The sequence below is a fragment of the Caulobacter sp. GW821-FHT10E02 genome, assembly GCF_059415225.1.
The window spans coordinates 1,213,336-1,239,948 of record NZ_JBWKMV010000001.1 but is presented as its reverse complement, the minus strand read 5'-3'; the positions used below and the strand labels follow the sequence as shown (position 1 = coordinate 1,239,948).

Below are 26,613 nucleotides of genomic sequence, written 5' to 3'. Positions count from 1 at the left end.
AGCTCGTAAGTAGAATAGATTATTACTTACTGGGCAGCGCCTGAACAAAAATGTCGCAAACTCGCAACAGAACCGACGTAATCGCCCCAAACGAGCCGATTTCGCGTGTTCCGAGATATCCCAACAGCCTCGGATGAGCCTATCGCAGCGCAATAGAAGCGCCGTTAACGCCCCGGTCAGAGTCGGCGGGCGGCGTGCTCATCACAGGATGTCTCCATGCACCCCACCCGCTCCTTCCGCCGCGCCCTCACGGTGTCGTGCGGCCTGACCGCCCTCGTGGCCTCGCTGGCCGCCGGCTCGGCCGCCATGGCCCAGGAAACCCAAGTCGGCGAAGTCGTCGTCACCGCCCAGAAGCGCAGTGAAAACCTGCAGGACGTACCGGTCTCGGTCGCCGCCATCGCCGGCGAGCGCCTGCAGTCGGCCTTCGCCTCGGGCGAAGACATCCTGACCCTGTCGGGCAAGGCCCCGGGCCTGTACGCCGAGTCCTCGAACGGCCGCGTCGCCCCGCGCTTCTACATCCGCGGCCTGGGCAACGCCGACTTCGACCTGGCCGCCTCGCAGCCGGTGTCGATCATCCAGGACGACGTCGTCCTCGAGAACGTCGTGCTGAAGAGCTCGCCGATCTATGACCTCGACCACGTCGAAGTCCTGCGCGGCCCGCAAGGCACGCTGTTCGGCCGCAACACCACGGCCGGCATCGTCAAGTTCGACACCGTCAAGCCGAGCGAAGAGGTCAAGGGCCGCGCCACGGCCACCTACGGCACCTTCAACACCTTCACCTTCGACGGCGGCATCGGCGGCGCCATCGTTCCCGGCAAGGTCGCGGCCCGCGCCTCGGTGCTGTACCAGCACCGCGACGACTGGATCGACAACACCTTCACCAAGAAGGACAACGCGCTGGGCGGCTTCGACGAAAAGGCCGCGCGCCTGCAGGTCCTGGTCACCCCGAACGACAAGCTGAGCGCCCTGTTCAACGTCCACGCCCGCGACCTGGACGGCACCGCCGCCGTGTTCCGCGCCAACGTGCTGACCAAGGGCTCCAACAAGCTCAACGCCAACTACGACCGTGACTCGGTCGCCTACAACAACACCGCCAACAACCCGCAGAAGTACAAGGGCTACGGCGGCTCGGCGAACATCAGCTACGATCTCGACGGCGCGAAGCTGACCTCGATCACCGCCTATGAGAACACCCATGGCTACAGCCTGGGCGACATCGACGGCGGCAATCCGGGCGGCCCGGGCTTCATCCCGTTCCAGTCGGACACCCAGGACGGCATCAAGAACCTGTTCCAGTGGACGCAGGAAATCCGTCTGGCCAGCGACACCGACGGCCCGCTGAGCTGGCAGGTCGGCGGCTACTACTTCGACACCAAGTACGACATCCGCACCGACCCGTTCTTCATGCCGGCCACCACGCTGCGCCAGAAGAACAAGGCCTGGGCCGCCTTCGGTCAGGCCTCGTACAAGGTCAACGACCAGCTGACCCTGACCGGCGGCCTGCGCTACACCGACGACGACAAGGACCTGAACGTCGTGTCGGGCCCGAACCCGGCCCCGGCCGTCTCGGTCTCGGACTCGAAGGTCACCTGGGACCTGTCGGCGTTCTACGCGATCCAAGAGAACGTCAGCGTCTACGCCAAGGTCGCCTCGGGCTTCCGCGGCCCGTCGATCCAGGGCCGCGACATCGCCTTCGGCTCGCCGGCCTCGTCGGCCAAGTCCGAAACCATCATGTCCTATGAGCTGGGCCTGAAGAGCGAGCTGTTCGAGCGCCGCGTCCGTCTGAACGGCGCGATCTTCAGCTACACCATCGACGATCCGCAGTTCAGCGCGGTCGGCGGCGGCAGCAACTCCAACCGCCTGATCAACGCCAAGAAGGGCGAGGCCTATGGCCTGGAACTGGACAGCGAGTTCGTGGTCACCCCGACCTTCGTCGTCACGGCCGGCTACAGCTACGCCCACACCAAGATCAAGGACAGCACGCTGGCCGTCGCCCCTTGCGCCGCCTGCACCGTCACCGACCAGTTGACCGCCGGCGGCCTGGCCCTCGTGAACGGCAACCCGTTCCCGAACGCGCCGAAGTACACCTTCGACTTCACGGCCCGCTACTCGTTCCCGCTGGCCACCGGCGAGCTGTTCGCCTTCACCGACTGGAAGGTCCAGGGTTACACGAACCTGTTCCTGTACCAGTCGAAGGAGTTCTACTCGAAGGGCGACTTCGAAGGCGGCCTGAAGGTCGGCTACGCAAACAAGGACGCCGGTTGGGAGCTGGCGGCCTTTGCCCGCAACATCACCAACGAGAGCAACATCAAGGGCGCGATCGACTTCAACAACCTGACCGCCTTCGTCAACGAGCCGCGCGTCTTCGGCGTCTCGCTGAACGCCAGCTTCTAAGACCTTCGGGTCCGCAAGACTGGAAAGGCCGCGGAGCGATCCGCGGCCTTTTTCTATTTCAGGCCGTGGCCACTGACCGGGATGGTCTCGAAGTGCTGTGGGAAGCCGGCGATGATCGGCCTGGCCTTGGCGATCGCCGCCTGCACCGCTGACAGCTTCAGCGACGCGGCGTGGGCGTCCTTGTCGTTCCAGACCTCGGTGATCCACAAGGCGTCGGCGTTGGCCGGATCCTTGGCGATCACGTAGCTGAGGCAGCCGGGCATGTCGTCAGTGCCCTCGCCCAGGATGGCCAGCAGCTCATCGCGCTTGCCCGGCGCGGCCAGCATCTGTCCGATCAGTCCGTACATGGGCGTCTTCTCCTGGGCTTGGGCGGTAGACGCGAGAGCGGCGACGGCGAGGCCGCCGGCCAGCACATCGCGTCGGACGATCTTGGTCATGGGCCTACCTTGCGTCAGCACGGGCCGGATATTGGCAGCAGCCTAGCCGGCCTTGCACTCGCCCTGGGCGGCGACGCTGACCCCGGCCGCCCCCGCCGTGCAGGCGTTGCCATAGGTCTTGCCGTCGCAACCGCAGACCGGTTGGTAGATCCGCGTGCAGACCTGCGGCGTCTTCTTGCAAATGCCCGAGGCGTCAGCGACCCGATGGCAGACACCGGGCTCCATCTGGCAGGTCAGGCCGGCCTGGCATTGGAAGCCCGCGAAGCCGCCGCACATGCCGCCCTCGGCGACCGGCGTCCGGGGCGACTGGGCAGGCGGCCCCGAAGGACCGGGAGACGTCGGCGCGGTGCAGGCGGTCAGCAGCACGACGGCGAGACAGGCGAGCAGACGGCGCATGGAGGACCTCCGAAGAACAGGCGGAACGATTTTGCCGGCAAACGGGCCGGCTCGAACGCGTTTAACTTGATAACGAGGTTCTTTTCGTCTGTCCTTCCCGCCTCTTCGAGAGTCGGGGCTTTTTCATGATCAGATGGCGTTCCGTGGCTATGGCCACGAGCCTGCTCGCGCTGGGGCTTTCCGCCTGCGCGACGACCGGGACCGGTGGTCCCACCAAACCGTCCACCACAGCGAAACCGGCCGAGAAGGTCGAGGCCAAGCCGCTGCCCAAGGGCCTGGACGGCCAAGCCTCGACGGGCTTTCCGTCGACTTACAAGCCGTTCCCCTCGCAGGCCACGGCCTTCGTCGGCGCCACGGTGCTGACCGCCACCGGTCAGCAGATCGAGAACGGCGTGGTCGTCACCTCGGGCGGCAAGGTCGTCGCCGTCGGCGGCCCCGAAACCGCCATCCCGGCCGACGCCATCAAGGTCGACGCGACCGGCAAGTGGCTGACCCCCGGCATCATCGACGCCCACAGCCACCTGGGCGTCTATCCCTCGCCCGGCGTCCAGGCCCGCTCGGACGGCAACGAAGCCACCGATCCCAACACCGCCCAGGTCTGGGCCGAGCACTCGGTCTGGACGCAGGACCCCGGCTTCAACCGGGCCCGCGCCGGCGGGATCACGACGCTGCAGATCCTCCCCGGCTCGGCCAACCTGTTCGGCGGCCGCTCGGTGACGCTGAAGAACGTGCCTGCCCTCACCATGCAGGGCATGAAGTTCCCCGACGCCCCCTACGGCCTGAAGATGGCCTGCGGCGAGAACCCCAAGCGCGTCTACGGCAGCAAGGGCCGTTCGCCCTCCACCGCGATGGGCAACGTCTTCGGCTATCGCAAGGCCTGGATCGACGCGGCCGACTACACCCGTCGCTGGGACGACTATCGCGCCAAGGTCCAGAAGGGCGAGAAGGCCGATGCGCCCAAGCGCGACCTGCAGATGGAGACCCTGGCCGGCGTCCTGAAGGGCGACATCCTGGTGCAGAACCACTGCTACCGCGCCGACGAAGAAGCCGTGATGATCGATATCGCCAAGGAGTTTGGCTACAAGATCACCATGTTCCACCACGCGGTGGAGAGCTACAAGATCGCGCCCCTGCTGGCCAAGGAAGGCATCTGCTCGGCCACCTGGGCCTCGTGGACCGGCTTCAAGATGGAAAGCCTGGACGGCATCGACGCTAACGCCGCCATCCTCTGGAAGAACGGCGCCTGCGTCGTCATCCACTCCGACGACCCGATTATGACCCAGCGGCTGAACCAGGAAGCCGCCCTGGCCATGACCGCCGGCAACAAGCTGGGCTACGGCATCAGCCGGGCCGAGGCGATCAAGTGGATCACCGCCAACCCGGCCAAGGCCATGGGCATCGGCGACAAGACCGGCTCGATCGAGCCCGGCAAGGCCGCCGACCTGGTGGTCTGGAGCCGCGACCCGTTCAGCGTCTACGCCCAGGCCGAGAAGGTCTTCATCGACGGCGCGCTGATCTACGACCGCAAGGACAAGCGCTTCCAGCCCAAGTCCGATTTCGAGCTCGGCCAGCCCGGCCAGGGAGCGTTCAACTGATGATCCGGTCACTGCTTCTCGCCAGCGCCGCCTGCGCCCTGGCCCTCCCCGCGGCGGCCGAGACCGTCGCCATCGTCAACGCCCGCATCGAGCCGGTCTCCGGCCCGACCATCCCGGCGGGGACCCTGGTGATCAAGGACGGCAAGATCGCCGCCCTGGGCGCCAACGTCCAAGCCCCGGCTGGCGCTCGGGTCATCGACGCCAAGGGCGGCGTCGTCAGCCCGGGCCTCGTCGCCTCGTCCTCGAACCTCGGCGCGTCCGAAGTCAGCGGCGTGCGTGAGACCCGCGACGACGGCACCGGCAATGCGCTCTCCGCCGCCTTCGACATCAGCTACGGCATCAACCCGGCCTCGACCTTCATCCCGTTCGCCCGGGACGGCGGCATCACCAGCTCGGCCGTCGTGCCGGTGCTGTCGGGGACCGGCGGCGGCGCCCACGAGCATGCCGACGATGGCGTGGTCGAGGAGATGACCGCCGGCAAGACCGGTGACGGCGACCCGTCGCTGTTCGGCGGCCAGGCGGCCTTCATCCGTCTGAAGGCCGGCGCGACCGACATCGTCGAGGCCTCCAAGCTGGCCGTCACCGTCTCGCTGGGCGAGAGCGGCGCACGGGCGGCCGGCGGCTCGCGCGGCGCCGACCTGATCCTGATCCGCTCGGCGCTCGAAGACGCTCGCGCCTTCGCCGCCCGCCGTTCGGCCTTCGAGCAGGGCGCGACGCGGGACTTCGGTCTGTCGCGTCTGGATCTCGCGGCCCTGATCCCGGTCACGCAGGGCAAGACGCCCCTGCTGATCCGCGTCTCCCGCGCAGCCGACATCCGCCAGGCGCTGAAGCTGGCGGCCGAGGAGAAGATCAAGATCATCCTCGAAGGCGTCGAGGAAGGCTGGCTGGTCGCCGGCGAGATCGCCAAGGCCGGCGTGCCGGTCATCGTCGATCCGCAGGCCGACCTGCCCGAGAGCTTCGAGGCCCTGGGCGCTCGCCTGGACAACGCCGCACGCCTGAACGCCGCCGGCGTGACGGTGGCGATCAACGGCTCGCGGGACTTCAACAACCTGCGCCAGGAACGCCTGAACGCCGGCCTCGCGGTCGCCAACGGCCTGCCCTACCAAGCCGGTCTGGCCTCGGTGACCCTGATCCCGGCCAAGATCTGGGGCCAGGACGGCAAGATCGGCTCGCTCGAAGTCGGCAAGCTCGCCGACGTCGTGGTCTGGAACGGCGATCCGCTGGAGACGACCAGCTGGCCGCTGAACGTCTTCGTCGGCGGCGTCGAGCAGCCGCAGGACAGCCGCCAGAACCAGCTGCGCGACCGCTACGCGGCCACCGACGCCAGCGGTTATCCGCCCGCCTACCGCTAAGCCTACCCCATCCGCCCCCGGCCAAGCTGGGGGCGGATTTCTCTTTTCAGGGGACGTCTGCGAGGCGATACGAGGCCCCCGCGCTCGAATCGCCTAGAGTTCCCCTTATGTCCTCTTCCGATAAGACTCCCTCCCTGTTTGGCGACGACGACGCCCTGGCCCCCGTCCCGGCCGCGCCGTTCCAGGCCAGCGTGGAGCCGCACGTCGAGCCGACGCCGCGTCCGATCCCCCCGCCGCCCCCGTCGAAGGCCGCCCCGCCGCCTCCGCCGTCCAAGGCCAGCGCGCCGGGCGAATACTCGGCCGCCGACATCGAGGTGCTGGAGGGGCTGGAACCCGTCCGCAAGCGTCCCGGCATGTACATCGGCGGCACCGACGAGCGGGCGCTGCACCACCTGTTCGCCGAAGTGCTCGACAACTCGATGGACGAAGCCGTGGCCGGCTTCGCCAAAACCATCGAGGTCAAGCTCGACGCCGACGGCTTCCTGTCGGTCAAGGACGACGGCCGCGGCATGCCCGTGGACCCGCACCCGAAGTACCCGGGCAAGTCGGCGCTCGAGGTCATCATGACCGTCCTGCACGCCGGCGGTAAGTTCACGGGCAAGGCCTATGAGACCTCGGGCGGCCTGCACGGCGTCGGCGCCTCGGTGGTCAACGCCCTGTCGGAACGCGTCGAGGTCACCGTCTGGCGCGACGGCTTCGAGCACCTGCAGGTGTTCTCGCGCGGCAAGCCGCTGGGCCCGATCGAACAGCTGGGCCCGTCGCGCAAGAAGGGCACCATGGTACGCTTCAAGCCCGACGACGAGATCTTCGGCGAAGGCACCAACTTCAAGCCCGCCCGCCTGTACCGGATGGCCCGCTCCAAGGCCTATCTGTTCCGCGGCGTGCAGATCAAATGGTCCTGCGACCCGTCGCGGATCCATGACCAGACCCCGCCCGAAGCCGTCTTCCACTTCCCCAACGGCCTGGCCGACTTCCTGGCCGAGCGCACCAAGGGCCTGACCACGATCACGCCCGACAGCTTCTCGGGCCGCATCGAGCGCCAGGGCGAGGCCGGCGCGGTCGAGTGGGCCGTCAGCTGGACGCCCCAGGGCTTCGGCGAGCACGACGGCTTCATGCAGTCGTACTGCAACACCGTGCCCACCCCCGAAGGCGGCACTCACGAGAGCGGTTTCCGCGCCGCCCTGACGCGTGGCCTCAAGGCCTATGCCGACCTCAAGGGCGAGAAGCGCGGGACGATCATCACCGCCGACGACGTCGTCGCCCAGGCCGGCGCCCTGATCTCGGTGTTCATCAAGAACCCCGAATTCCAGGGCCAGACCAAGGAAAAGCTCTCCACCTCCGAGGCCCAGCGCTTCGTCGAGGCGGCGCTGCGCGACCCGTTCGACCTGTGGCTGACCTCCAGCCCGAAGAACGCCCAGGCCCTGCTGGAATTCGTCATCGAGCGGGCCGAGGAACGCCTCAAGCGCCGCAAGGACAAGGAAGTCACCCGCGCCAGCGCCACCCGCAAGCTCCGCCTGCCGGGCAAGCTGGCCGACTGCGCCGGCGGCGCGGTCGACGGCGCCGAGCTCTTCATCGTCGAAGGCGACTCGGCCGGCGGTTCGGCCAAGCAGGCCCGCGACCGCAAGTACCAGGCCATCCTGCCCCTGCGCGGCAAGATCCTGAACGTGGCCTCGGCCAGTGGCGAGAAGTTCACCGCCAACAAGGAACTGTCGGACCTGATGCTGGCCCTGGGAGCCCAGGGCGGGAGCAAGTATCGCGAGGAAGACCTCCGCTACGACCGCATCATCATCATGACCGACGCCGACGTCGACGGCGCCCACATCGCCTCCCTGCTGATCACCTTCTTCTACCGCACCATGCCGGACGTGATCCGCCAGGGTCACCTGTACCTGGCCCTGCCGCCGCTCTACCGCATCGCCCATGGCGGCAAGTCCGAATACGCCCGCGACGACGCCCACAAGGACGAACTGCTGGCCACGGTGTTCAAGGGCAAGAAGCCCGAGATCGGCCGCTTCAAGGGCCTGGGCGAGATGATGGCCGCGCAGCTGAAGGAGACCACCATGGACCCGAAGAAGCGCACCCTGGCCCGCGTGACCCTGCCGCGCTCGGAAGAGGCGGTGGAAAGCCTGGTCGAGACCCTGATGGGGCGGAAGCCGGAGCTGCGCTTCCGCTTCATCCAGGAGAACGCCGAGTTCGCGTCGGCGGACTTGGATCTCTAGCACTCACGGCGCCGCCGCTTCACGCGGCGGGCCGCTGAAGGTGTTGGGGAGGCGACGGAGCGGCCGGGCGAACCCGGAGACCGTAAGGTTTGTTGTGTTTCGGCTCGCTGACCGCTCCGCCAGGTTGTTCTTGCCCGTGAGGATGGGAGGCGTGAGCGTATTTCAGCTCGGGTCCCCACTAGCCCCCGGACGGGCGCGGACCAAGTCGATCGGCTACATCCGTCTCGACCCCGACGATCCACGATAGGCGGCTTATACGATCACCGCCCTGTCGCTCCGCTGATGGCTTTGATCCCGGACGGTCCCATCACCCGCGTGCGCTCCTAAAGAGTAAGCGACGCGACCTGCCAAAACCGCCGGGAACCGCCAGCGGCCCCGCTCAACCTACCCCCGCCGCCGTTTTGGGCCGGATCCAAACGCCCTCCCCCGCGACGGGGATGGCTATGATTATGGAGCGGCGCTGAACGCGGATCATTCAGCGGGGCGTAAAAGTGAGAAGCGGTTGATTTCGCTAACTTTGATCTCGCCAATTCCGAGGATAGACGACGCTCAATCCCCGTAGATCCTCCCCCGCGTTGCGGGGGAGGTGGCCCGGAGGGCCGGAGGGGGCAAGCTGGGCATAGGCCGTGCTGGCCCCCTCAGTCGCTCCGCGACAGCTCCCCCGCATCGCGGGAGAGCATCTTCTTGTCCGCCCCCTGCTCCGCCCGCATCCGGTACGCCATCACCGCCGTATGCCCCAACCGCTCCACCAGCCGCCAATTCACGATCGCCCCCAGCGGCGCGCCGACCACGGGGATGAACTGGGCCAGTTTCGCGAGATCGATGTGGTCGCGGTACTGCTGCTGGAAGGCCCGCCAGTCGAAGTCGTCCAGGTGGGCCGGATGGGCCTTGGCCTCCCAGTCCTCCAGCGCCGCCAGGACCCCGGCCCGGTGCGCCGCGTCCGAGAACGCCAGCTCGAAGACATGCAGGATGAACAAGCGCTCGGGGAGCTCGGTCCCGTCATGGCCGAAGATCGCGGCGATCTCGAACAGGAGCTTGATCTTGAAGCTCATCAGCAGCGGGAAGTCGGCCGCCGCCAGCAGGAAGCCCCCGGCCCCGGTCACCCCGCCCTCGGCCGCCGCCGCCTTCTTCCACCCGTCGATCGCCTTGGCCGCCTTGGCCCGGCGCTCGTCCAGGGAGAGGCCGACCAGCGGCGAGCCAGTCGCATAGTCCGACCCGACCAGCAACGCCCGCGTCATCCCCTCGATGGCGGCGGTGATGGCGGCGTGGACCTTCTCGGGGATCAGCCGGTTGATCCGCTGCTGCGTAGCCCGCGCGACACCGCTCAGGGGTCCAGCGGGCTTGGTGAGGTCTGCGCGCCAGGCGAGGAGGTCGGGGGAGAGCTGAATTATAAATCTCGCTAAACGGGCACTCGACAGATTGCCACTCATATAGAAGAGCGCTTAACCTCTCACAAAAAGGGGACGGCGTCATGAATGCGAAGACCTATTCACTCTCCACCTTCTCGTCTTTCGGCGATGTAGCAGCAGAAGATGACGCCACAGTTCTCGACTATTTTCTCGCAACAAATGCCACAAAGACTATCGCCAGCGGAGAAGCTTTCCTTGTCCTGGGTCGAAAAGGCACAGGAAAGACGGCGATCGTTCGACATTTCACAGAACGCCAAACTGGTTGGCTTTCACGATCTCTAAATCTCGGCGGATACCCCTGGAATGTACATGCTCAACGTATAGACTATGGTGCCTCCGATATTGAAGCTTACGTATCATCTTGGAAATATCTGATTGCAATTGAACTTGCCGCGCTAGTTTTATCCCACCCAAAAAGCACCCAAAGTTCTCACGAGAAAAGCCTGAAACAGTTCTTCCAGGATAACTATGGCGGACCATCGCCAAAAATTTCGGACATATTACGCCCGAACAAACTGAAACTGGGCGGCTTCTCCCTGCAGCCCTCGGTTATGGGAAATCAACTTGGTGGAGTTGATTTTGACAGAAAGGCTAAAGATCATCAGTTTGGCCTCGAGCTCAACGCCGTTACTAGCTCCATTATGGAAGCTGTGTTTGATATTGCTCGGGTAGCTAAAGTCAATGCAGTGTATCTCCATTTCGATGAACTTGATCAAGGCCTCGCAAAACTAGAAGATGCGCGCTATAAAATGTTAACCGGCCTCATTTTGGCCGCTAGAGAAATAAGAAGGGATAGCCAAAAGGAAAATGTAAAAATCAACCCCATAGTCTATCTTCGGACTGATATTTGGGAGGATTTGCAATTTTCCGATAAGAATAAAATCAGTCAAACACTGGCCATGCACCTAGGATGGAAATCCGAAACATTGTTGGAGTTAATAGTAGTTCGCTTAAAAGCAAAACTCGACACTAATGCCACCTGGACAGATATCTCAACGCCCGACTTAATGCGCGGATCGCAAACCAAGTGGAACCATATCCTCGCAAGAACCTTTCTCAGGCCGCGCGACGTAATCAAATTCCTGAATATCGTCCTGGCCGAGTCCAAAAAAAGAAACGTTGAACCCACTCATATTATAAACAAAGATATTGTAAACTCACGAGACGAGTACTCGGCGTACCTAAAGGCCGAACTCGATGATGAAATACGCCCTCACTGGCTCCAATGGGATGAAGCGCTACAGGCTTGCTCTGCAATCAGTACCATTACGTTTGACAGAATTGACTTTCAGACCGAATACAATCGTCGAAAATCAAAAGATAATCCCTTGAGTGCCGATGAAGCACTTGGGCAACTTTACCGGTTCTCAGTCATTGGGTATGAACGGAGAAGTGGTTACGGCGGCTCAGGTTGGGCCTTTCAGTACTCCGATCCGGAAGCTGGATGGGACAATGGAGCTAGTCGCTTCAAGGTCCATCTAGGCCTGAAGGAATATGCGAAGTTGCGTGAGGCTAGACAGTAGCCTTCCTCGTCCACATCCCTCTCCCTTCCATCCCCACTATCCCCAGCCCCCTCGCCTCGCCCTCCGCGCCCGCGCGGCCTATATGCTTGACCGCACATTCACCACGCCGGGCCCCAGGGATTGTCCACCCAGTTCAGACTGCCGCTGACCGCCGAGCCGACCTACGGCCGGGAGGACTTCGCCGTCTCGGGCTGTAACGCCGACGCCTTGGCGCGGCTGAACGCCTGGCCGAGCTGGCCCGAGGGGCGGCTGGCGCTGGTCGGGCCGGTCGGGAGCGGCAAGACCCATCTGGCGCGGACCTGGGCGCGAGCCGCCGACGCCGTCGTGATCGACGCGGCGGACGCGGGCGAGGTCGACCTCCCCGCCCTGCGCGGCCGGGCGATCCTGGTCGAGGACGCCGACCGACGGGCCGGCGGGCTTTCCGACGAAGCCCTGTTCCACATCCTCAACATGGCCGGGGTCGACGGTGGCAGCGTGCTGCTGACCGCCCGCGTCGCGCCGATCGCCTGGAGCTCGTCCGTGCCCGACCTGCGCTCACGGCTGAACGCGCTGTCGGTGGCGGCGATCGACGAGCCCGACGACGTGGTGCTGCGGGCGGTGCTGGAGCGCGCCTTCCGGGCCGAGCACCTGAAGCCCGATCCGGACCTCTATCCCTATCTGATCGCCCGCCTGCCCCGCTCGGCCGCCGAGGCCCTGGCGGCCGCCAAGCTGCTGGACGAGGCGGCGTCGCAGCACCATCGCGCGGTCAACAAGGCCCTGGCGCGCGAGATGCTGGGCGACCTGGAGGGCGAGGAGCTGGACTAGGCCGTCGGTAGGCAGATTAAATTCGGCCGGGTCCGCCACTGTCGTCACCGCGTCATCTCACGTCGTCACGATTGGGCGTTCACCCTCGGGAAAACTTTCGCGCTAGAGTGGGATCATGACCGACGCCGCCGCCCTGCCGACCCCGCCGCTCGTCCCCGCCGCGCCCGAGATCCCGCCGCCCCAGACGGGCCTGACCCTCGACGCCGAACTGCTGGCCTCGCCGGAGCGGTTCTTCAACCGCGAGACCTCGTGGCTGGCCTTCAACGAGCGGGTGCTGGAAGAGAGCGCCAATCCGCGCCACCCGCTGCTGGAGCGGCTGCGGTTCCTGTCGATCTCGGCCAACAACCTCGACGAATTCTACATGGTCCGCGTGGCCGGCCTGAAGGGCCAGGTGCGCGAGGGCGTGCGGGTGATCAGCCAGGACGGCCTGACCCCCGGCGAGCAGCTGGCGCGCATCAACGCCTCGGCCGCCGAGCTGATGGGCGAGCAGCAGAAGATCTGGCGCCAGGTCCGCACCGAGCTGTGGGACGAGGGGCTGAAGCTTCTCGACGCCAAGGACATCGAGGGCGAGGACCGCAAGAAGGCCGAGGAGATCTTCCTCAACCAGATCTTCCCGGTGATGACGCCGCTGGCCATCGACCCGGCCCATCCGTTCCCGTTCATCCCGAACCTGGGCTTCTGCCTGGCGCTGAAGCTGCGCCGGATCGCCGACGACAAGCACCTCTACGCCCTGGCCCCGGTGCCCTCGCAGGTGCGCCGGTTCTGGGAGCTGTCCTCGGTCGTCACGCGCGGCAAGAAGCGCCAGCGCAAGATCGTGGCGCTGGAGAGCCTGATCATCCTGTTCCTGGAGCACCTGTTCCCCGGCTACGAGGTCGAGGGCCGAGGCCTGTTCCGCCTGAACCGCGACAGCGACCTGGAGATCGAGGAAGAGGCCGAAGACCTGGTGCGCGAGTTCGAAGCGCGGCTGAAGAAGCGTCGCCTGGGCCGCGTGGTGCGGGTCAAGATCCAGACCACCATGCCGCCAGACCTGCGCGACTTCATCATCGAGGGCCTGCGCGCCGAGCCCGAGGACGTCATCCTGGTCGACGGCAAGCTGGGCCTGGCCCAGATGTCGGAGCTCATCCCGCCGGACCGTCCGGACCTGAAGTTCCCGCCCTTCAACGCCCGCTTCCCCGAGCGCATCCGCGACCACGGCGGCGACTGCTTCGCGGCGATCCGCGAGAAGGACATCCTGGTCCACCACCCGTTCGAGAGCTTCGACGTGGTGGTGCAGTTCGTGCGCCAGGCCGCGCGCGACCCGAACGTGCTGGCGATCAAGCAGACCCTGTACCGCACCTCCAAGGACAGCCCGATCGTGGCGGCCCTGATCGAGGCGGCCGACAACGGCAAGAACGTCACGGCCCTGGTCGAGATCAAGGCCCGCTTCGACGAGGAGAATAACCTCAAGTGGGCGCGCGACCTGGAGCGGGCCGGCGTGCACGTGGTGTTCGGCTTCGTCGACTGGAAGACCCACGCCAAGCTGTCGGTGGTGGTCCGCCGCGAGGGCGAGGGCCTGCGCACCTACTGCCACTTCGGCACCGGCAACTATCACCCGCAGACGGCGCGGATCTATACCGACCTCAGCCTCTTCACCTGCGATCCGGCCCTGGGTCGCGACGGGGGCAAGCTGTTCAACTTCATCACCGGCTACGCCCAGCCGGGCCATCTGGAGCGGCTGTCGTTCTCGCCCACGACCCTGAAGCCCGACCTGCTGAAGATGATCGCCGCCGAGGCCGACAACGCCCGCGCCGGCAAGCCGGCCGGCATCTGGGCCAAGATGAACTCGGTGGTCGATCCGCAGATCATCGACGCCCTCTACGCCGCCAGCCAGGCCGGCGTGCAGATCGAGCTGGTCGTGCGCGGCATCTGCTGCCTGCGTCCGGGCATCAAGGGGCTGTCGGAGAACATCCGGGTCAAGTCGATTGTCGGCCGCTTCCTCGAGCACGCGCGGATCATCGCCTTCGCCAATGGCGGGCCTATGCCGTCGGCCCAGACGCGGCTCTTCATCAGCTCGGCCGACTGGATGCCCCGCAACCTGGATCGCCGCGTCGAGACCCTGGTCCCGGTCGAGAACCCGACCGTGCACCAGCAGGTGCTGGACCAGATCATGGTCGCCAACCTCAATGACGAGGCCCAGAGCTGGCGTCTCGACAGCGAGGGCGGCTATGCCCGCGACGCCAACTGGAAGAACCGCGGCGCCTTCTCTGCCCACGACTACTTCATGACCAATCCTAGCCTGTCGGGCCGCGGCCACAGCGCCCGCGACCTGCCGCGCGCCTTCGACCACGTCGGGACCAAGCGCAAGCGTTGAGGCGCTTTGCCCTTGGCCTCCTGCTGATGCTGTCGGCCTGCGCGCCCGCGCGACAGGCCGACATCTGCGCGATCCAAGCCCTGCCCTCGCGTCCCGGCGTCGACCGCTTCGGCGTCGCGCCGGGCGTGGAGCGCAAGGCTCAGCGCGAGGGCGCGGTGTTCGGCCCCGGCGTGTTCGGCGGTTACCACATCCGCTGGTGGGGCTTCTGCGGCAAGAAGGCCGACACCACCGACATGCTGCTGCTCGGCCCCACGCCGTGGGCCCTGACCAAGGGCGGCGAGCGGGCGCACGGCCGGCAGGTCAGCTACGGCACCTGCTATCACCGCAACGACGGCGACGGCTGGCGGACCGTGGCGTGCCGGATCAATTCGCGATAGCCGCCGCCCGCGCGAACGCCGGTGACGCCAGGTTCGCCGTCACTGTCCTCAGCCGCGCCAAACCATAAGCCAGCCGCCCCTCCGGCGTCGCCAGCAGCGGCTCGCCCAGCGCCAGGCCCTGGTGGATCGCGTCGAGCTCCGGCCCGTCCAGGCTGTCCGCCCTCGCCTGCCCCGCCACGCCGGCGACGAACACCGCCGCGTGGAAGACGTGGCTGACCTGTCGGAACAGCCACAGCCGCGCCCGCTCGGCGTCCGCAGCCTCGCGGCCGAAATAGGTGCGCAGCAACAGGGCCTCGTCGTCCGGATCGGCGGCGTAGGTGTTGGCGATGGCGGCGAGATCGACATAGCGGTCGGCCCGGAACGCCGCCTCCCAGTCGACCAGCCACACGCGCCGGCCGTCATAGACGAGGTTCCCGGGATTGAGGTCGTTGTGGCTGGACACCGGCTGCGGCGTCAGGCGCTTGCACACGGTGTAGAGCCGCGCCCAGCTGTCGAACGCCCCGACCGGGACCACGCCACTGCGCCCGGCCTCGCCGACCAGCGCCTCCAGCCCGTCCAGATAGTCGACCAGCGGCGGGAAGCCTGGGATCGCGTGCAGCGCCCGCACCGCCTGGGCCAGCTCGACCACCAGGTCGGCGCGGGTGCCGGCATAGTCCAGCGCCATCGACCGCGCCTCGATGAAGTCGCTGATCACCACCCCGTCGTCTGGATCGGCGTAGCGCACGCGCGGCGCCAGGCAGGCCCCGGCCGCTAATTTCAGGCAGGCATAGCTCCGATGCGGATCGCGCAGCCCGTCTCGCCGGGCCTCGACCCGCAGCAGATAGGCGATGCCGCCGACGCGGATCTTGTAGACCCCCGCCCCCGACAGCCCGCCGGACACGGCCGTCCAGCCGTCGAGCGCCTCGGTCCCGAATGTGGCGCGCAGGGCCTTGGTGACGGCGGGGAGTTGGTCGGGCGAAACGGACATCGGCGGAACCTCTCGAAGAACACCGCCTTATTTACCCGGACAGAATTAGAGTCAATATCACCCGGGCAATAATACGCCGAAACGATCAAGGCGTTTTCCGACAAGCCTTTCCGCGCGTTCTTCCCCATCGAAATCGGTTGTTCCCGCTTCCCCCATCCTCCGAATACGTTAAATCAGCCCCATGCCCTTCCAGGCGCCGCGCGACGCGGCTGTGATCGATATCGGTTCAAACTCGGTCCGCCTGGTGGTGTACCGGCTGGAAGGCCGCGCCATCTGGACCGTCTTCAACGAGAAGGTCCTGGCGGGCCTGGGCCGTGACCTGGGCGGCAGCGGCCGCCTGTCGCCCGAGGGCGTCATCCAGACCCTGCAGGCCCTCAAGCGCTTCCGCGCCGTGCTGGAGGCCGTCAATCCGGCCGAGACCTTCGTGGTCGCCACCGCCGCCGCCCGCGAAGCCGTGGACGGCCAGGACTTCATCGACCGCGTCCGCGACGAGACCGGCTTCACCGTCCGCGTCCTCTCGGGCGAGGAAGAGGCCCACTACGCCGCCGTCGGCGTGCTGGCCGGAGCCCCCGACGCCGAGGGCGTGGTCGGCGACCTGGGCGGCGCCAGCCTGGAGCTGGTGCGCCTGTCGGCCACCGGCGCCGGCCGGGGCGTGACCCTGCCGCTGGGTCCCTTCAGCCTCAGCACGCCCAGCGGTTTCGACGGCGAGCGCGTCCGCCGCCTGTCGCGCGAGCGCCTGGCCACCGTGGCCGCCGACTTCAAGACCGACACCTTCCACGCCGTGGGCGGCGCCTGGCGCAACCTCGCTTTGCTGCACATGCGGCTGTCGGGCTATCCGTTGCACGTCGTCCACCAGTACGAGATCGGCGCCAGCGAGGCCCTCGACGCCGCCCGCCTGGTCGCCCACCAGTCCAAGAGCTCGCTCGAGCGCATCGAGGGCATGAGCAAGAAGCGCTCGGAAACCCTGCCCTACGCCGCCGTGGTGCTGGAGACCCTGATCGAGCAGCTGGGCCTCAAGCGCATCGAGATCTCGGCCTATGGCGTGCGCGAGGGCCTGCTGTTCGAGGCCATGCCGCCGCGCGTGCGGGGCCTGGACCCGCTGATCGAGGGCTGCGCGGCCCTGGGCGCCCGCCAGGGCGTCGCCGACGACCTGGACATCGCCCTGGACGCCTGGATCGCCCCGGCCTTCCGCACCCTGCCGCCACTGTTCGGCGAGCGCGACGGCATCCTGGTCTCGGCCGCTTGCCGCCTGTCGGACGTCGGCGCGCGCCTGCACCCCGACCATCGCGCCGACCTCGTCTTCGAGCAGGTGCTGCGCGCCCCGATCGCCGGCCAGACCCATGTCGAGCGCTGCTACCTGGCCGTGGCCGCTCATGCCCGCCACGCCACCACCTTCAACCCGCCCGAGCTCCAGACCCTGGAGCGCCTGCTGAGCCCGGCCCAGCTGAAGCGGGCCCGCGCCCTGGGCGCGACCATCCGCCTGGCCTGCGACCTCTCCGGCCGCAGCCCTCGCCTGCTGGCTCACTCGCGCCTGACCCTGGACAAGAGCCACCTGATCCTGGCGGCGGACCCCGGCTATGCCGATCTTCTGCTTGGCGAACAGACCAGCAAGCGCGCCAATACCGCCGCGCAACATCTGAACTTGAAGCCAAAGATTATCACAGGGTAAATCCAGGTATAGACGACCTGGGCAACATGCTTAATTACCCCTGAACTTCCCCGATACGGGGAAATTGCCAAGTTGTCGCAGGCATGCGTCGACAACACTGCATAGTTTGTTAGCACTGCTTCCGTAGCGTGACCTCCAACGAAATAAACGGAGGTCAGTGATGTTGAAGCGTAAGTTCGACTACCTGGACGCTATCGCCCCGGCTCCGGTCGAGGCTCGCAAGCGTCCCGACCTGCACGTGGCCAACGACCACGACGCGCCCGTGGCCAGCGCCGCGCGCAGCCTGCAATCGGAAATCGGCCGCGTCTTCGCCCAGGAAAACACCTGGTCGGTCCGCCGCACCGTCGCCATCGGCGTCGTCTTCCACCTGGGCGTCTTCTGCGCCCTGGGCCTGGCCGCCGGCGGCGCGCTCAGCCAGTTCGCGCACCACTAGGATAATCCCCTCTCCCCTTGCGGGAGAGGGTGGCCCGCGCAGCGGGTCGGGTGAGGGGTCGAAGACCGGCGCCGCTGCGGAGGCGGAAAGTCCGGACGCCTAGCTGACAGGCTTATCAACCCCTCATCCGTCGCCTACGGCGACATCTTCTCCCGCAAGGGGAGAAGGAAACACTCAATCCGACAGAGACGCCTCCGCCCCCTGCGTCCCGCTGTCCAGATCCAGATAGTCCGTGAACGGAATCCGGTACGCGCGGTCGAAGAACTCGGCCTGGAAGCGGAAAGGCAGGTTGGCGTCGCTGTTCCACAGCATGACGATGCCGGTCTTGGTCGCCGGGTCGAACATCATGGTCGAGCGGTAGCCCGAGACGCCGCCGCTGTGGCCGACCAGGCGGTGGCCCTTGTAGGTGAAGCTGCGCATGCCCAGGCCGTAGGCCGGGCTCTTCAGCTCGCGGGCGATGTTCAGGCGGCCATAGGGGCGGCCGGTGGCGACGCGGGGGCGTTGGACCTCGTCGAGCACGATGGACGACAGCACATCAGGCTTGAGGCCCATCTGGGCCTGCATCCAGGTCGCCAGGTCGACAATGGTCGAGTTGACGCCGGCCGCGGCGGGCACGTGGTAGTAGGCGTCCGACAGCTTCAGCTCCCGGCGGGCGCGGTCGTGGGGCCGGGCCCAGCGCGGGGCGGAGGTCAGGCCGGCCATGCCGATCGAGGCGCCGCTCATGCCCAGGGGCGTGAAGAGCTTGCGCTGCACGGTGGCGGCGTAGGGCTCGCCGGTCTTGCCCTGGATGACCTCGGTGATCGTGTCGTAGGCGACGTTCTGGTAGCTGTGGCAGGTGCCCGGCGGGCAGACCGTCTTCAGCGTGGCGTAGGAGCCGCGGATCTTGGCCGGATCGACCCCGTCCTCCAGTTGGCCGTCATAGGCGTTCTTGCCCAGGCCCGTGCGCTGGGACAGCAGCTCCTCGACCGTCAGGCTGTTCTGGGCCTCGCCCGGCAGGCGCAGGCTGGTGTTGAAGGCCACCAGCGGCTCGGTCAGGGCGAAGGTCCCGTCGGCCGCCAGGCGGGCGCTGAGGGTCGAGGCGACGGTCTTGGACAGCGAGGCCCAGCGGAAGACGGTGCGGGCGTCGACCTTCTGGCCGCCCTCGGTGGTGTGGCCATAGCCATGGACGAAGGACAGCCGGCCGTTCTCGACCACGGCCACGGCCAGGCCCTCCATGGTCTTGTCGGCGGCCATGGCGCTGATGCGGGCGTTGAGGGCGTCGTAGTCGATGTCGCCATGCCAGGCCGACGGCTGCTCGGGCGTGTTCCGCGCCGCCTGCTCGATCGCCTCCGACACCGCCTTGGGCGCTTTCTTCAGGAACGGCAGGGTCGCCAGGCCGCCAACCACGACGAGGCCCGCCACGCCGGCGGCGATCCATTTCAGCCGCCGCGCCTTCTCCCAGTCGCTCAGCCCAATTCTCGACACGGCGCGTAAACTCTTGAAACTGGATTGGAAACCGATCGCGGCGACTCGTCGCGCTTAGGCTTCCTTCTAGTGAAGAACACCCGATCTGGGCGCCGAAAAATGGGCGAAACGCGCTCGTTTAGCCGAACAGCGCCTTATGCAGGTCACGCGGATTGACCGGCTTCTCGACCCAGCCGGTCATGCCGGCCTCGCGGCAAGCGGCGACCTCGTCGGGCGAGGCCCCGCCGGTGACGGCGATGATCGGCGTCAGGCGGTTGGCGCCGTCCTCGCGCAGGCGGCGGGTGGCTTCCAACCCGTCCATGCCGGGCATGCGCACGTCCATCAGGATGGCGTCGAAGATCTGGTACTCGGCCGCCAGCAGGGCCGTCTGGGCATCCTCGGCGGTCTCCACCCGAGCGCCGAACGCTTCCAGGATCTGGCGCAGGGCGCGGCGGTTGATGTCGTGGTCGTCTACGACCAGCACGACCGGCGCCTCCTCGCGCACGGCCAGGCCCTGGACCGCCTCGGCGGCCAGCTCGACCGGCGCGGTCCCTTCCGGGGCCGGGATGCGCAGGGTGAAGCGCGCGCCGCCCTCGGGGGCGTTGGCCGCCGTCAGCTCGCCGCCCATCAGCCGGGCCAGGTCGCGGCTGATCGCCAGGCCCAGGCCCGTACCGCCAAAGGCGCGGGCGGTGTCGACACCCAGCTGCTCGTAGGGGCTGAACAGGCGCTCGATCTGGTCGTCCTTCAGGCCAGGACCGGTGTCGCGGACGACGATGGCCACTTGGCGCGGCCGCTCGCGGTCGACGCTGACCTTGACCCGGACCTCGCCTTCATTCGTGAACTTGATGGCGTTGCTGAGCAGGTTGTTGAGCACCTGGCGGGTGCGCATCGGGTCGCCGCGCACCCAGTGCGGCAATGTCTCAGCGCCGATCAGGGTCAGCTCGACGCCCTTGGCCAAGGCCGTTTCGCGCCAGAACGCCACCGCGTCGCCGACCACGGCCGGCAGGTCGTAATCGACCACCTCGACGCCCATGCGGCCGGCCTCGATCTTGGAGAGGTCCAGCAGGTCGTTCAGCAGGGCCCGCATCATCACCCCGGCGTCGGTGACCAGGGCGGCCGAACCGCCCTTCTCCAGGGCCGAGGCGCTGTTGAGGATGGCGTTGATCGGCGTACGCAGCTCGTGACTGACCATGGCGATGAACGCCGACTTGGCGGCCGTCTGGCGCTCGGCTGCCCGCCGCGCGGCGCGCTCGGCGGCCATGGTCCGCTCCGACCACAGGAAGACCATCGACAGGGTCAGGCAGAACAGCGCGCAGCCCACCAGCAGGAAGGGCGTCAGCGGATCACCGCCGCCCGCCATCAGCGGCGCGACGAACAGGTAGACGATATGGGGCGCGACAGCGGTGACGAAGGCGACCAGGCAGCCCTCGGCCCCCATCAGGGCGGTGAAGATCGAGCCCGACAGCAGCAGGATGGCGCCCGCCGCCCCGAACCGCGTGTCCATCGCCCACAGCGGGATGGCCAGCCAGCCGAAGGTCACGGCCATGACGAGATCGGCCGACAGCGCCAGCCCGACCACCTTGCGCGGCTCGGCATGGGCCAGGAAGCGGTTCAGGGCCGCCAGCTCGGCCAGTTGCGCGGCGACGAAGACGGCGGCCCAGGGGATCAGGAAACGCAGGTCCGGGCGCAGGAAGGCCAGGCCGCACAGCACCAGGGTGACGAACAGTCGGAGGGGGATCAGACGGCGACGCGACACCGCCGCCGGGCGATAGGCGACCGCCAAGTTCTCCCAGAAACCTACCAACGCAACCCCCGTACTCGGCTCGCTCTACTCACGAGGGAGTACATGCGGCGTGGCGTTGTACGCCAGCAACCCCTTGCGCGCACGGGAAAATGGCTCGTTCTGGGTAGTAAAAAAGCGCGACAACCTATGCTGGTCGTCGCGCTTCTTAGTTTTGATTTGGCTTCTGGCGCCCTACTCGGCCTTCGGCGCGCGCCGGACCTCGACGACGCGGACCTTGGAGCCGTCCAGCACCAGGGCCAGTTCGCCGCGTTTGATCTTCAGGGCGTCGGTGCCGAAGGCGTCGCGGCGCCAACCGGCCAGGGCCGGGGTGGCGGCGTTGTCGTCGGCGGCGATCTTCTCCAGGTCCGAGACCGTGGCGATCAGCTTGGAAGCCACGCCGGCCTCTTCGGCGCGGGCCTTCAGCAACACCTTGAGCAGCTCGACCACGGCGCCGGCGTTCTGGGGCGGCGGCGGGCCGGGCTTGTCGACGACTGGAGCGTAGCCTTCCGGATCGGCCAGGGCGGCCTTGATCGCGGCCAGGAGGTCGGGACCGAACTTGCTGCCGCCGAAGCCCTTGGGCACGCCGCGCAGGTTGTTGAGGGCGTCCAGGCTGGTCGGCGCCTGGGTGGCCAGCTCGTCGATGGCCTCGTCCTTCAGGATGCGGCCGCGCGGCTGGTCGCGGTTCTGGGCGGTGCGCTCGCGCCAGGCGGCGACGGCCTTGAACACCGCGAGATACTTCGGGGCCGTCTTGCGCGGACGCAGGCGACGCCAAGCCTTCTCGGGATCGACGTCGTAGGCGGCCGGATCCGAGATGGCGGTCATCTCCTCCTCGACCCAGGCCAGGCGGCCCGAGGTCTCGAGGCGCTCGCGCAGGATCGGGAACAGCGCCGCCAGGTGGGTGACGTCGGCCAGGGCGTAGGTCAGCTGGGCTTCCGTCAGCGGCCGGCGGGCCCAGTCGGTGAACCGGCTGGACTTGTCCAGCTCGATACGCAGCATCTGGCGGACCAGGGCGTCATAGGCGATCTGCTCGCCGAAGCCCGCCGCCATGCCCGCCACCTGGGTGTCGAACAGCGGCTTCGGCATGGCCTTCAGGTTGTTGAATATCTCGACGTCCTGACGGGCGGCGTGGAACACCTTGAGGATGCTCGTGTCGCGCATCACCGCCAGCAGCGGCTCCAGGTCGATATCCTCGGCCAGGGGATCGATTACGGCTTCGTGCGTCGGCGACGCGACCTGGATCAGGCACAACTTGGGCCAGTAGGTCGTCTCGCGCATGAACTCGGTGTCGACGGCGACGAAAGGCTCGCCCGCGAGCGCATTACAGAACGCCGCCAGCTCGGCGGTGGTGGTGATCGGCTTCATCGGCTGCTAATAGCCTCGCGCACCCCCGAGTCTGCAAGCGTCAAGACGCGCCTAGCGCCACCGGGGAGCAAATTTTCCGCGTGTTCGGAGGGTATCATCGCCTTCCGATAGACCAGAGCGAGCGCCAGAACGACCATGAGCGATCAGCCGAACGGCCTTACCTACGCCCAGGCGGGTGTCGATATCGACGCGGGCAACGCCCTGGTGGACGCCATCAAGCCGCTGGCGAAAGCGACCCGTCGTCCCGGCGCGGAAGCCAGCCTGGGCGGTTTCGGCGCGCTGTTCGACCTGAAGGCGGCCGGCTATGACGACCCGCTGCTGGTCACCACGACCGACGGTGTCGGCACCAAGCTGCGCATCGCCATCGACAGCGGCATGCACGCCACGGTCGGCATCGATCTCGTCGCCATGTGCGTCAACGACCTGCTGGCGCAAGGCGCCGAGCCGCTGATGTTCCTGGACTACTTCGCCACCGGCAAGCTGGACATCGAGGTCGCCAAGAGCGTCGTCGCCGGCATCGCCGAGGGCTGCAAGCTGGCCGGCGCGGCCCTGGTGGGCGGCGAGACCGCCGAAATGCCGGGCATGTATAGCGACGGCGAGTACGACCTGGCCGGCTTCTCGGTCGGCGCAGTCGATCGCGACGACGTCCTGCCCAAGCTGGACAAGCAGCGCGCCGGCGACATCATCATCGGCCTGGGCTCGTCGGGTCCGCACTCCAACGGCTATTCGCTGGTGCGCCGCGTGGTCGAGCGCTCGGGCCTGGCCTGGGACGCCCCCTGCCCGTTCGAAGACGGCAGGACGCTGGCGGAAGCCCTGATGGCTCCGACCCGCATCTATGTGAAGTCGCTGCTGCCGCTGCTGCAGTCGGGTCGCGTCAAGGGCGGCGCCCACATCACCGGCGGCGGCCTGATCGAGAACCCGCCGCGCGCCATCGCCGAAGGCTTGGCCGCCGAGTTTGACTGGAACGCCTGGGCCCTGCCCCCGGTGTTCGAGTGGATGGCGAAGGTCGGCGGCGTCTCGGAACACGAGATGCGCCGCACGTTCAACTGCGGCGTCGGCTTCATCATCATCGTGGCGCAGGCCGATGCCGAGCCGGTCCTGGCCGCCCTGCTGAACGCCGGCGAGGACGCCTTCATCTGCGGCCAGCTGGTCAAGGCTTGATGCTGAGCAAGACCAAGGTCGCCGTCCTGATCTCGGGCCGGGGCTCCAACATGGAAGCCCTGGTCCGCGCGGCGAAGGCGGCCGACTGCCCGTTCGAGATCGCCCTCGTTTTGGCCAACAAGCCGGACGCTGGCGGCCTGGCCACGGCGGCGGCCGAGGGCGTCGAAGCCCTGTGCGTCGATCAAAAGCCGTTCGGCAAGGACCGCGAGGCCCACGAGCGCGCCATCGACGCGGCCCTGCGGGAGCGCGGCATCGAGCTCATCGCCCTGGCCGGCTACATGCGGATCCTCACGCCGTTCCTGGTCGACGCCTGGGAAGGCCGGATGCTCAACATCCACCCGTCCCTGCTGCCCGCCTATCCGGGCCTGGACACCCACGCCCGCGCCATCGCGGCCGGCGAAACCGAGGCCGGCTGCACCGTCCACCTGGTCACCGCCGGCGTCGACGAAGGCCCGATCCTGGGCCAGGCCCGCGTGGCCATCCTGCCAAACGACGACGAGCACGCGTTATCCGAACGCGTGCTCGCCGAGGAACACAAGCTCTACGCGGCGACGCTAGCCGCGTTCGTAGAGACCCTCTAGGCCACGCCGAAGTAGTCCTTCTTCCCGATCGCCAGCCCCTGGTTCCGCAGGATCCCGTGGGCGGTGGTGATGTGGAAATCGACGTTCGGCAGCAGATACTTGGTCAGATACTCGAAGCCCGTCATGTCGCCGTTGATCGAGCGGAAGGTCAGGGTCAGCACGCGCGTGTCCGAGCCCTCGAACGCCGCCGGATCGACGCCTTCGATGAAGGCCACGGTCTTGGCCAGTCGCGCCTTCAACTCGTGGAAGCTGGTCTCATCATCGGCATAGCCAGGCGCCTCGACGCCCGCCAGCCGTGCGACGCCACCCTTGGCGTTGTCGCTGGCCCGCTGCACCTGGCCGGCCAGAGGCAGCATGTCGGGCGCGAGGCGAGCGTTGATCAGGGCCCCGGCGTCCAGGCCATGAGCGGCCGCGTGGGCTTCGGCCAGGTCGAGGTAGCGGGCGAGAACCGAAAGGCTTCTCAACACGGCAGGCACGGTCAGGGCGTACATCGTCGGCATGGGTCCATCCTTGGGAACGGGGTCCTCAAGAGAGATCGAGGCCCGCCGCCGAGGACGCGGCGGGCCAAGCGGCATCTCAGAGCTGCGAGATGCCGCCGTCCGCCACCAGATCGATGCCGGTCGAATAGCTGCTGTCGTCCGAGGCCAGGAACAGGATGGCCTTGGCCATCTCGTCGGCCTGGCCGATACGGCCCAGCGGCGTGATGCCGGCGAACATGGCGCGGGCGCCGTCGGCCTCTTCCCTGGTCTTGAACTGGCCATCGATGATCGGCGTGTCGATCGCGCCGGGGCTGAGATTGTTCACCCGGATGCCCTGGTCCTTCAGCTCGGCGGCCCAGGTGCGGGCGAACGAGCGCAAGGCCGCCTTGGTCGCCGAATAGGTCCCGTGCATCGGGAAGCCCTTCAGGTGCAGGGTCGACGAGACCAGGACGATCGACCCGCCCCGGTTCATCAGCGGCAGGGCCTTGGCGACGGTGAAGTAGACGCCGCGGGCGTTGATGTTGAAGGTCTTGTCGAAGTGCTCGGGCGTGGCGTCGGCCAGGGCCTGGTGCTCGACGAAGCCGGCGCTGGCGACGATGATGTCCACCGCGCCTTTCTCGGCCTTCACCTGGGCGTACAGGCGATCGAGGTCTTCCAGGCTGGCGACGTCGCCCTGGACGGTGCTGACATTACGGCCGATGGCGGCCTTGGCCTTCTCCAGCTCGGCGGCGCGACGGCCGGTGATGAAGACGTACGCGCCTTCGTCGACCAGCAGCTTGGCCGCGGCCAGGCCGATCCCGCTGCTGCCGCCGGTGATCACGGCGATCTTGCCATTCAGCTTCGACATGGTGGTTTCTCTCACGTTGCGGCCACGACCTTCGCGGCTGTCGAGGCGTGAGATGCGCTCCCGGCGGCGGGCCCAGTAGCCGGGCGCGCCGCATAGCATTCATTCCAAATGGGAATAATCGGATCAGCGGATCCGCAGCGAGGGCTCGGCGGCGCAGACCTCGGCCATGAAGTCGATGAACACCCGCACGCGGCTGGGCGTGCGCCGCCCGCCGGGCGTGACCGCGTGGATCGGGAAACGCTCGGGCTCGTAGTCGGCCAGCACCCGCTGGAGGGCGCCCGACGCCAAGTCCCCATGGTACAGCCAGCCGGCGTTGTGACCGATGCCCAGCCCGGCCAGCACGGCGGCGCGGATGTGTTCGGCGTCGTTGCTGCGCACCGGCCCCTTCGGCTCGACGATGATCGGCCCCGCCGGCCCTGTAAACCGCCAGGGCCGGACGCCGCCCTGGAACTTGAAGCCGATGCAGTCATGACCGGCCAGCTCGGCGGGGCTGGTGGGCCGGCCGCGCCGCGTCAGATAGTCGGGCGCCGCCACCGTCAACGCCTCCACATCCCCGATACGCCGCGCCATCAGGCTGGAATCGCTGAGAACGCCGATGCGCAGGGCCAGGTCCACGCCCTCTTCGATCAGGTTGACATGCCGCTCGGTGATGTCGAACTCGACCGAAACCTCGGGATAGCGCGCGAAGAACGCCGGCAGCCTGGGGATCAGATAGCGTCGCCCCAGGAACGCCGACGACGCCACCCTGACCAGACCGCTGGGCGCGGCCTGCCGGCGGCCGATCCGCGCCTCGGCCTCGTCGAACTGCTCGATCAGGCGCACGGCGGACTCGTAGTAGTCCTGCCCCGCCGCCGTCAGCGACAGGCCGCGCGTGGTGCGATTGAGGAGCTGGGCGCCGAGGTGTTCCTCCAGCGCCGCGATCTGCTTGGAGACGGCCGGCTGGCCGACACCCTGGGCGCGGGCGGCCTTGGAGAAGCTGCCGGTCTCGACGACCCGGACAAACAGGTTCAGCGCTTCGAGCCGGTCCATGCC

Annotated in this window: 22 protein-coding genes; 12 read left to right on the top strand and 10 right to left on the bottom strand. The window is 67.3% G+C overall.

The window, feature by feature from the left end:
• The first annotated feature begins 216 nt into the window (after positions 1-216).
• Positions 217-2,394: a TonB-dependent receptor gene (locus tag AC07NI_RS05485; RefSeq protein WP_494616694.1), complete on the top strand. Its 2,178-nt coding sequence runs from the start codon at positions 217-219 to the stop codon at positions 2,392-2,394.
• A 53-nt stretch (positions 2,395-2,447) separates the two neighbouring features.
• Here the strand turns inward: AC07NI_RS05485 and AC07NI_RS05480 are convergent, their stop codons facing one another.
• Positions 2,448-2,831, bottom strand: a complete 384-nt coding sequence (locus AC07NI_RS05480) for a putative quinol monooxygenase (protein WP_494616693.1) — start codon at positions 2,829-2,831, stop codon at positions 2,448-2,450.
• 42 nt (positions 2,832-2,873) lie between these two features.
• On the bottom strand, positions 2,874-3,227 hold the full coding sequence (locus tag AC07NI_RS05475) for a Kazal-type serine protease inhibitor family protein (protein WP_494616692.1): 354 nt from the start codon (positions 3,225-3,227) through the stop codon (positions 2,874-2,876).
• 125 nt (positions 3,228-3,352) lie between these two features.
• Here AC07NI_RS05475 and AC07NI_RS05470 point away from each other — a divergent pair, with 125 nt between their 5' ends.
• The 3 genes from AC07NI_RS05470 (at position 3,353) to parE (ending at position 8,393) form a co-directional block, all read left to right on the top strand.
• Positions 3,353-4,822: an amidohydrolase gene (locus AC07NI_RS05470; protein WP_494616691.1), complete on the top strand. Its 1,470-nt coding sequence runs from the start codon at positions 3,353-3,355 to the stop codon at positions 4,820-4,822.
• The gene (locus AC07NI_RS05465) at positions 4,822-6,174 is read left to right on the top strand and encodes an amidohydrolase family protein (protein WP_494616690.1); all 1,353 of its coding nucleotides are present in this window, start codon (positions 4,822-4,824) and stop codon (positions 6,172-6,174) included. Before AC07NI_RS05470 ends, AC07NI_RS05465 begins: the two co-directional genes overlap by 1 nt.
• Positions 6,175-6,281: 107 nt before the next feature.
• A complete protein-coding gene (parE, locus tag AC07NI_RS05460) occupies positions 6,282-8,393 on the top strand; it encodes a DNA topoisomerase IV subunit B (protein WP_494616689.1) in 2,112 nt (703 codons plus the stop codon).
• A gap of 638 nt (positions 8,394-9,031) precedes the next feature.
• On the opposite strand, the gene AC07NI_RS05455 is transcribed toward parE, so the two are convergent.
• Positions 9,032-9,781 carry an EcsC family protein gene (locus AC07NI_RS05455; protein WP_494618283.1) on the bottom strand — a complete coding sequence of 250 codons (750 nt, stop codon included), beginning with the start codon at positions 9,779-9,781 and terminating at the stop codon, positions 9,032-9,034.
• Between the two features lie 83 nt (positions 9,782-9,864).
• Between AC07NI_RS05455 and AC07NI_RS05450 the strand changes: the two genes are divergently transcribed.
• The 4 genes from AC07NI_RS05450 to AC07NI_RS05435 all read left to right on the top strand — a co-directional run bounded on the left by AC07NI_RS05450 (position 9,865) and on the right by AC07NI_RS05435 (position 14,856).
• A complete protein-coding gene (locus tag AC07NI_RS05450; RefSeq protein WP_494616688.1) occupies positions 9,865-11,325 on the top strand; it encodes a P-loop ATPase, Sll1717 family in 1,461 nt (486 codons plus the stop codon).
• 120 nt (positions 11,326-11,445) lie between these two features.
• Positions 11,446-12,129, top strand: a complete 684-nt coding sequence (gene hdaA, locus AC07NI_RS05445) for a DnaA regulatory inactivator HdaA (RefSeq protein WP_494616687.1) — start codon at positions 11,446-11,448, stop codon at positions 12,127-12,129.
• Between the two features lie 115 nt (positions 12,130-12,244).
• On the top strand, positions 12,245-14,479 hold the full coding sequence (locus AC07NI_RS05440) for an RNA degradosome polyphosphate kinase (protein WP_494616686.1): 2,235 nt from the start codon (positions 12,245-12,247) through the stop codon (positions 14,477-14,479).
• On the top strand, positions 14,476-14,856 hold the full coding sequence (locus AC07NI_RS05435) for a hypothetical protein (RefSeq protein WP_494616685.1): 381 nt from the start codon (positions 14,476-14,478) through the stop codon (positions 14,854-14,856). Before AC07NI_RS05440 ends, AC07NI_RS05435 begins: the two co-directional genes overlap by 4 nt.
• Here the strand turns inward: AC07NI_RS05435 and AC07NI_RS05430 are convergent.
• Positions 14,843-15,823 carry a phosphotransferase gene (locus AC07NI_RS05430; protein ID WP_494616684.1) on the bottom strand — a complete coding sequence of 327 codons (981 nt, stop codon included), beginning with the start codon at positions 15,821-15,823 and terminating at the stop codon, positions 14,843-14,845. The genes AC07NI_RS05435 and AC07NI_RS05430 overlap by 14 nt on opposite strands.
• A 181-nt stretch (positions 15,824-16,004) precedes the next feature.
• Here AC07NI_RS05430 and AC07NI_RS05425 point away from each other — a divergent pair, with 181 nt between their 5' ends.
• Both AC07NI_RS05425 and AC07NI_RS05420 read left to right on the top strand, forming a co-directional pair.
• The gene (locus tag AC07NI_RS05425; RefSeq protein ID WP_494616683.1) at positions 16,005-17,492 is read left to right on the top strand and encodes a Ppx/GppA phosphatase family protein; all 1,488 of its coding nucleotides are present in this window, start codon (positions 16,005-16,007) and stop codon (positions 17,490-17,492) included.
• A 157-nt stretch (positions 17,493-17,649) separates the two neighbouring features.
• Positions 17,650-17,925, top strand: a complete 276-nt coding sequence (locus AC07NI_RS05420) for a hypothetical protein (protein WP_494616682.1) — start codon at positions 17,650-17,652, stop codon at positions 17,923-17,925.
• Between the two features lie 174 nt (positions 17,926-18,099).
• On the opposite strand, the gene AC07NI_RS05415 is transcribed toward AC07NI_RS05420, so the two are convergent.
• The 3 genes from AC07NI_RS05415 to rnd all read right to left on the bottom strand — a co-directional run bounded on the left by AC07NI_RS05415 (position 18,100) and on the right by rnd (position 22,513).
• On the bottom strand, positions 18,100-19,389 hold the full coding sequence (locus tag AC07NI_RS05415) for a serine hydrolase domain-containing protein (protein ID WP_494616681.1): 1,290 nt from the start codon (positions 19,387-19,389) through the stop codon (positions 18,100-18,102).
• A gap of 118 nt (positions 19,390-19,507) precedes the next feature.
• On the bottom strand, positions 19,508-21,151 hold the full coding sequence (locus tag AC07NI_RS05410; protein ID WP_494616680.1) for an ATP-binding protein: 1,644 nt from the start codon (positions 21,149-21,151) through the stop codon (positions 19,508-19,510).
• Positions 21,152-21,343: 192 nt separating this feature from the next.
• Positions 21,344-22,513: a ribonuclease D gene (gene rnd, locus AC07NI_RS05405; protein ID WP_494616679.1), complete on the bottom strand. Its 1,170-nt coding sequence runs from the start codon at positions 22,511-22,513 to the stop codon at positions 21,344-21,346.
• 135 nt (positions 22,514-22,648) lie between these two features.
• Between rnd and purM the strand changes: the two genes are divergently transcribed.
• Together purM and purN are read left to right on the top strand one after the other, a co-directional pair.
• Positions 22,649-23,674 carry a phosphoribosylformylglycinamidine cyclo-ligase gene (purM, locus tag AC07NI_RS05400; RefSeq protein WP_494616678.1) on the top strand — a complete coding sequence of 342 codons (1,026 nt, stop codon included), beginning with the start codon at positions 22,649-22,651 and terminating at the stop codon, positions 23,672-23,674.
• Positions 23,674-24,255: a phosphoribosylglycinamide formyltransferase gene (purN, locus tag AC07NI_RS05395; RefSeq protein ID WP_494616677.1), complete on the top strand. Its 582-nt coding sequence runs from the start codon at positions 23,674-23,676 to the stop codon at positions 24,253-24,255. Before purM ends, purN begins: the two co-directional genes overlap by 1 nt.
• Here the strand turns inward: purN and AC07NI_RS05390 are convergent.
• From AC07NI_RS05390 to AC07NI_RS05380, 3 genes are all read right to left on the bottom strand, one after another.
• Entirely contained in the window at positions 24,252-24,755 is a 504-nt protein-coding gene (locus tag AC07NI_RS05390; protein ID WP_494616676.1) for a DUF1993 domain-containing protein, read from the bottom strand. The genes purN and AC07NI_RS05390 overlap by 4 nt on opposite strands.
• Before the next feature lie 76 nt (positions 24,756-24,831).
• Positions 24,832-25,581, bottom strand: a complete 750-nt coding sequence (locus AC07NI_RS05385) for an SDR family NAD(P)-dependent oxidoreductase (RefSeq protein WP_494616675.1) — start codon at positions 25,579-25,581, stop codon at positions 24,832-24,834.
• Between the two features lie 123 nt (positions 25,582-25,704).
• Entirely contained in the window at positions 25,705-26,610 is a 906-nt protein-coding gene (locus tag AC07NI_RS05380) for a LysR family transcriptional regulator (RefSeq protein ID WP_494616674.1), read from the bottom strand.
• Between the last annotated feature and the right edge of the window lie 3 nt (positions 26,611-26,613).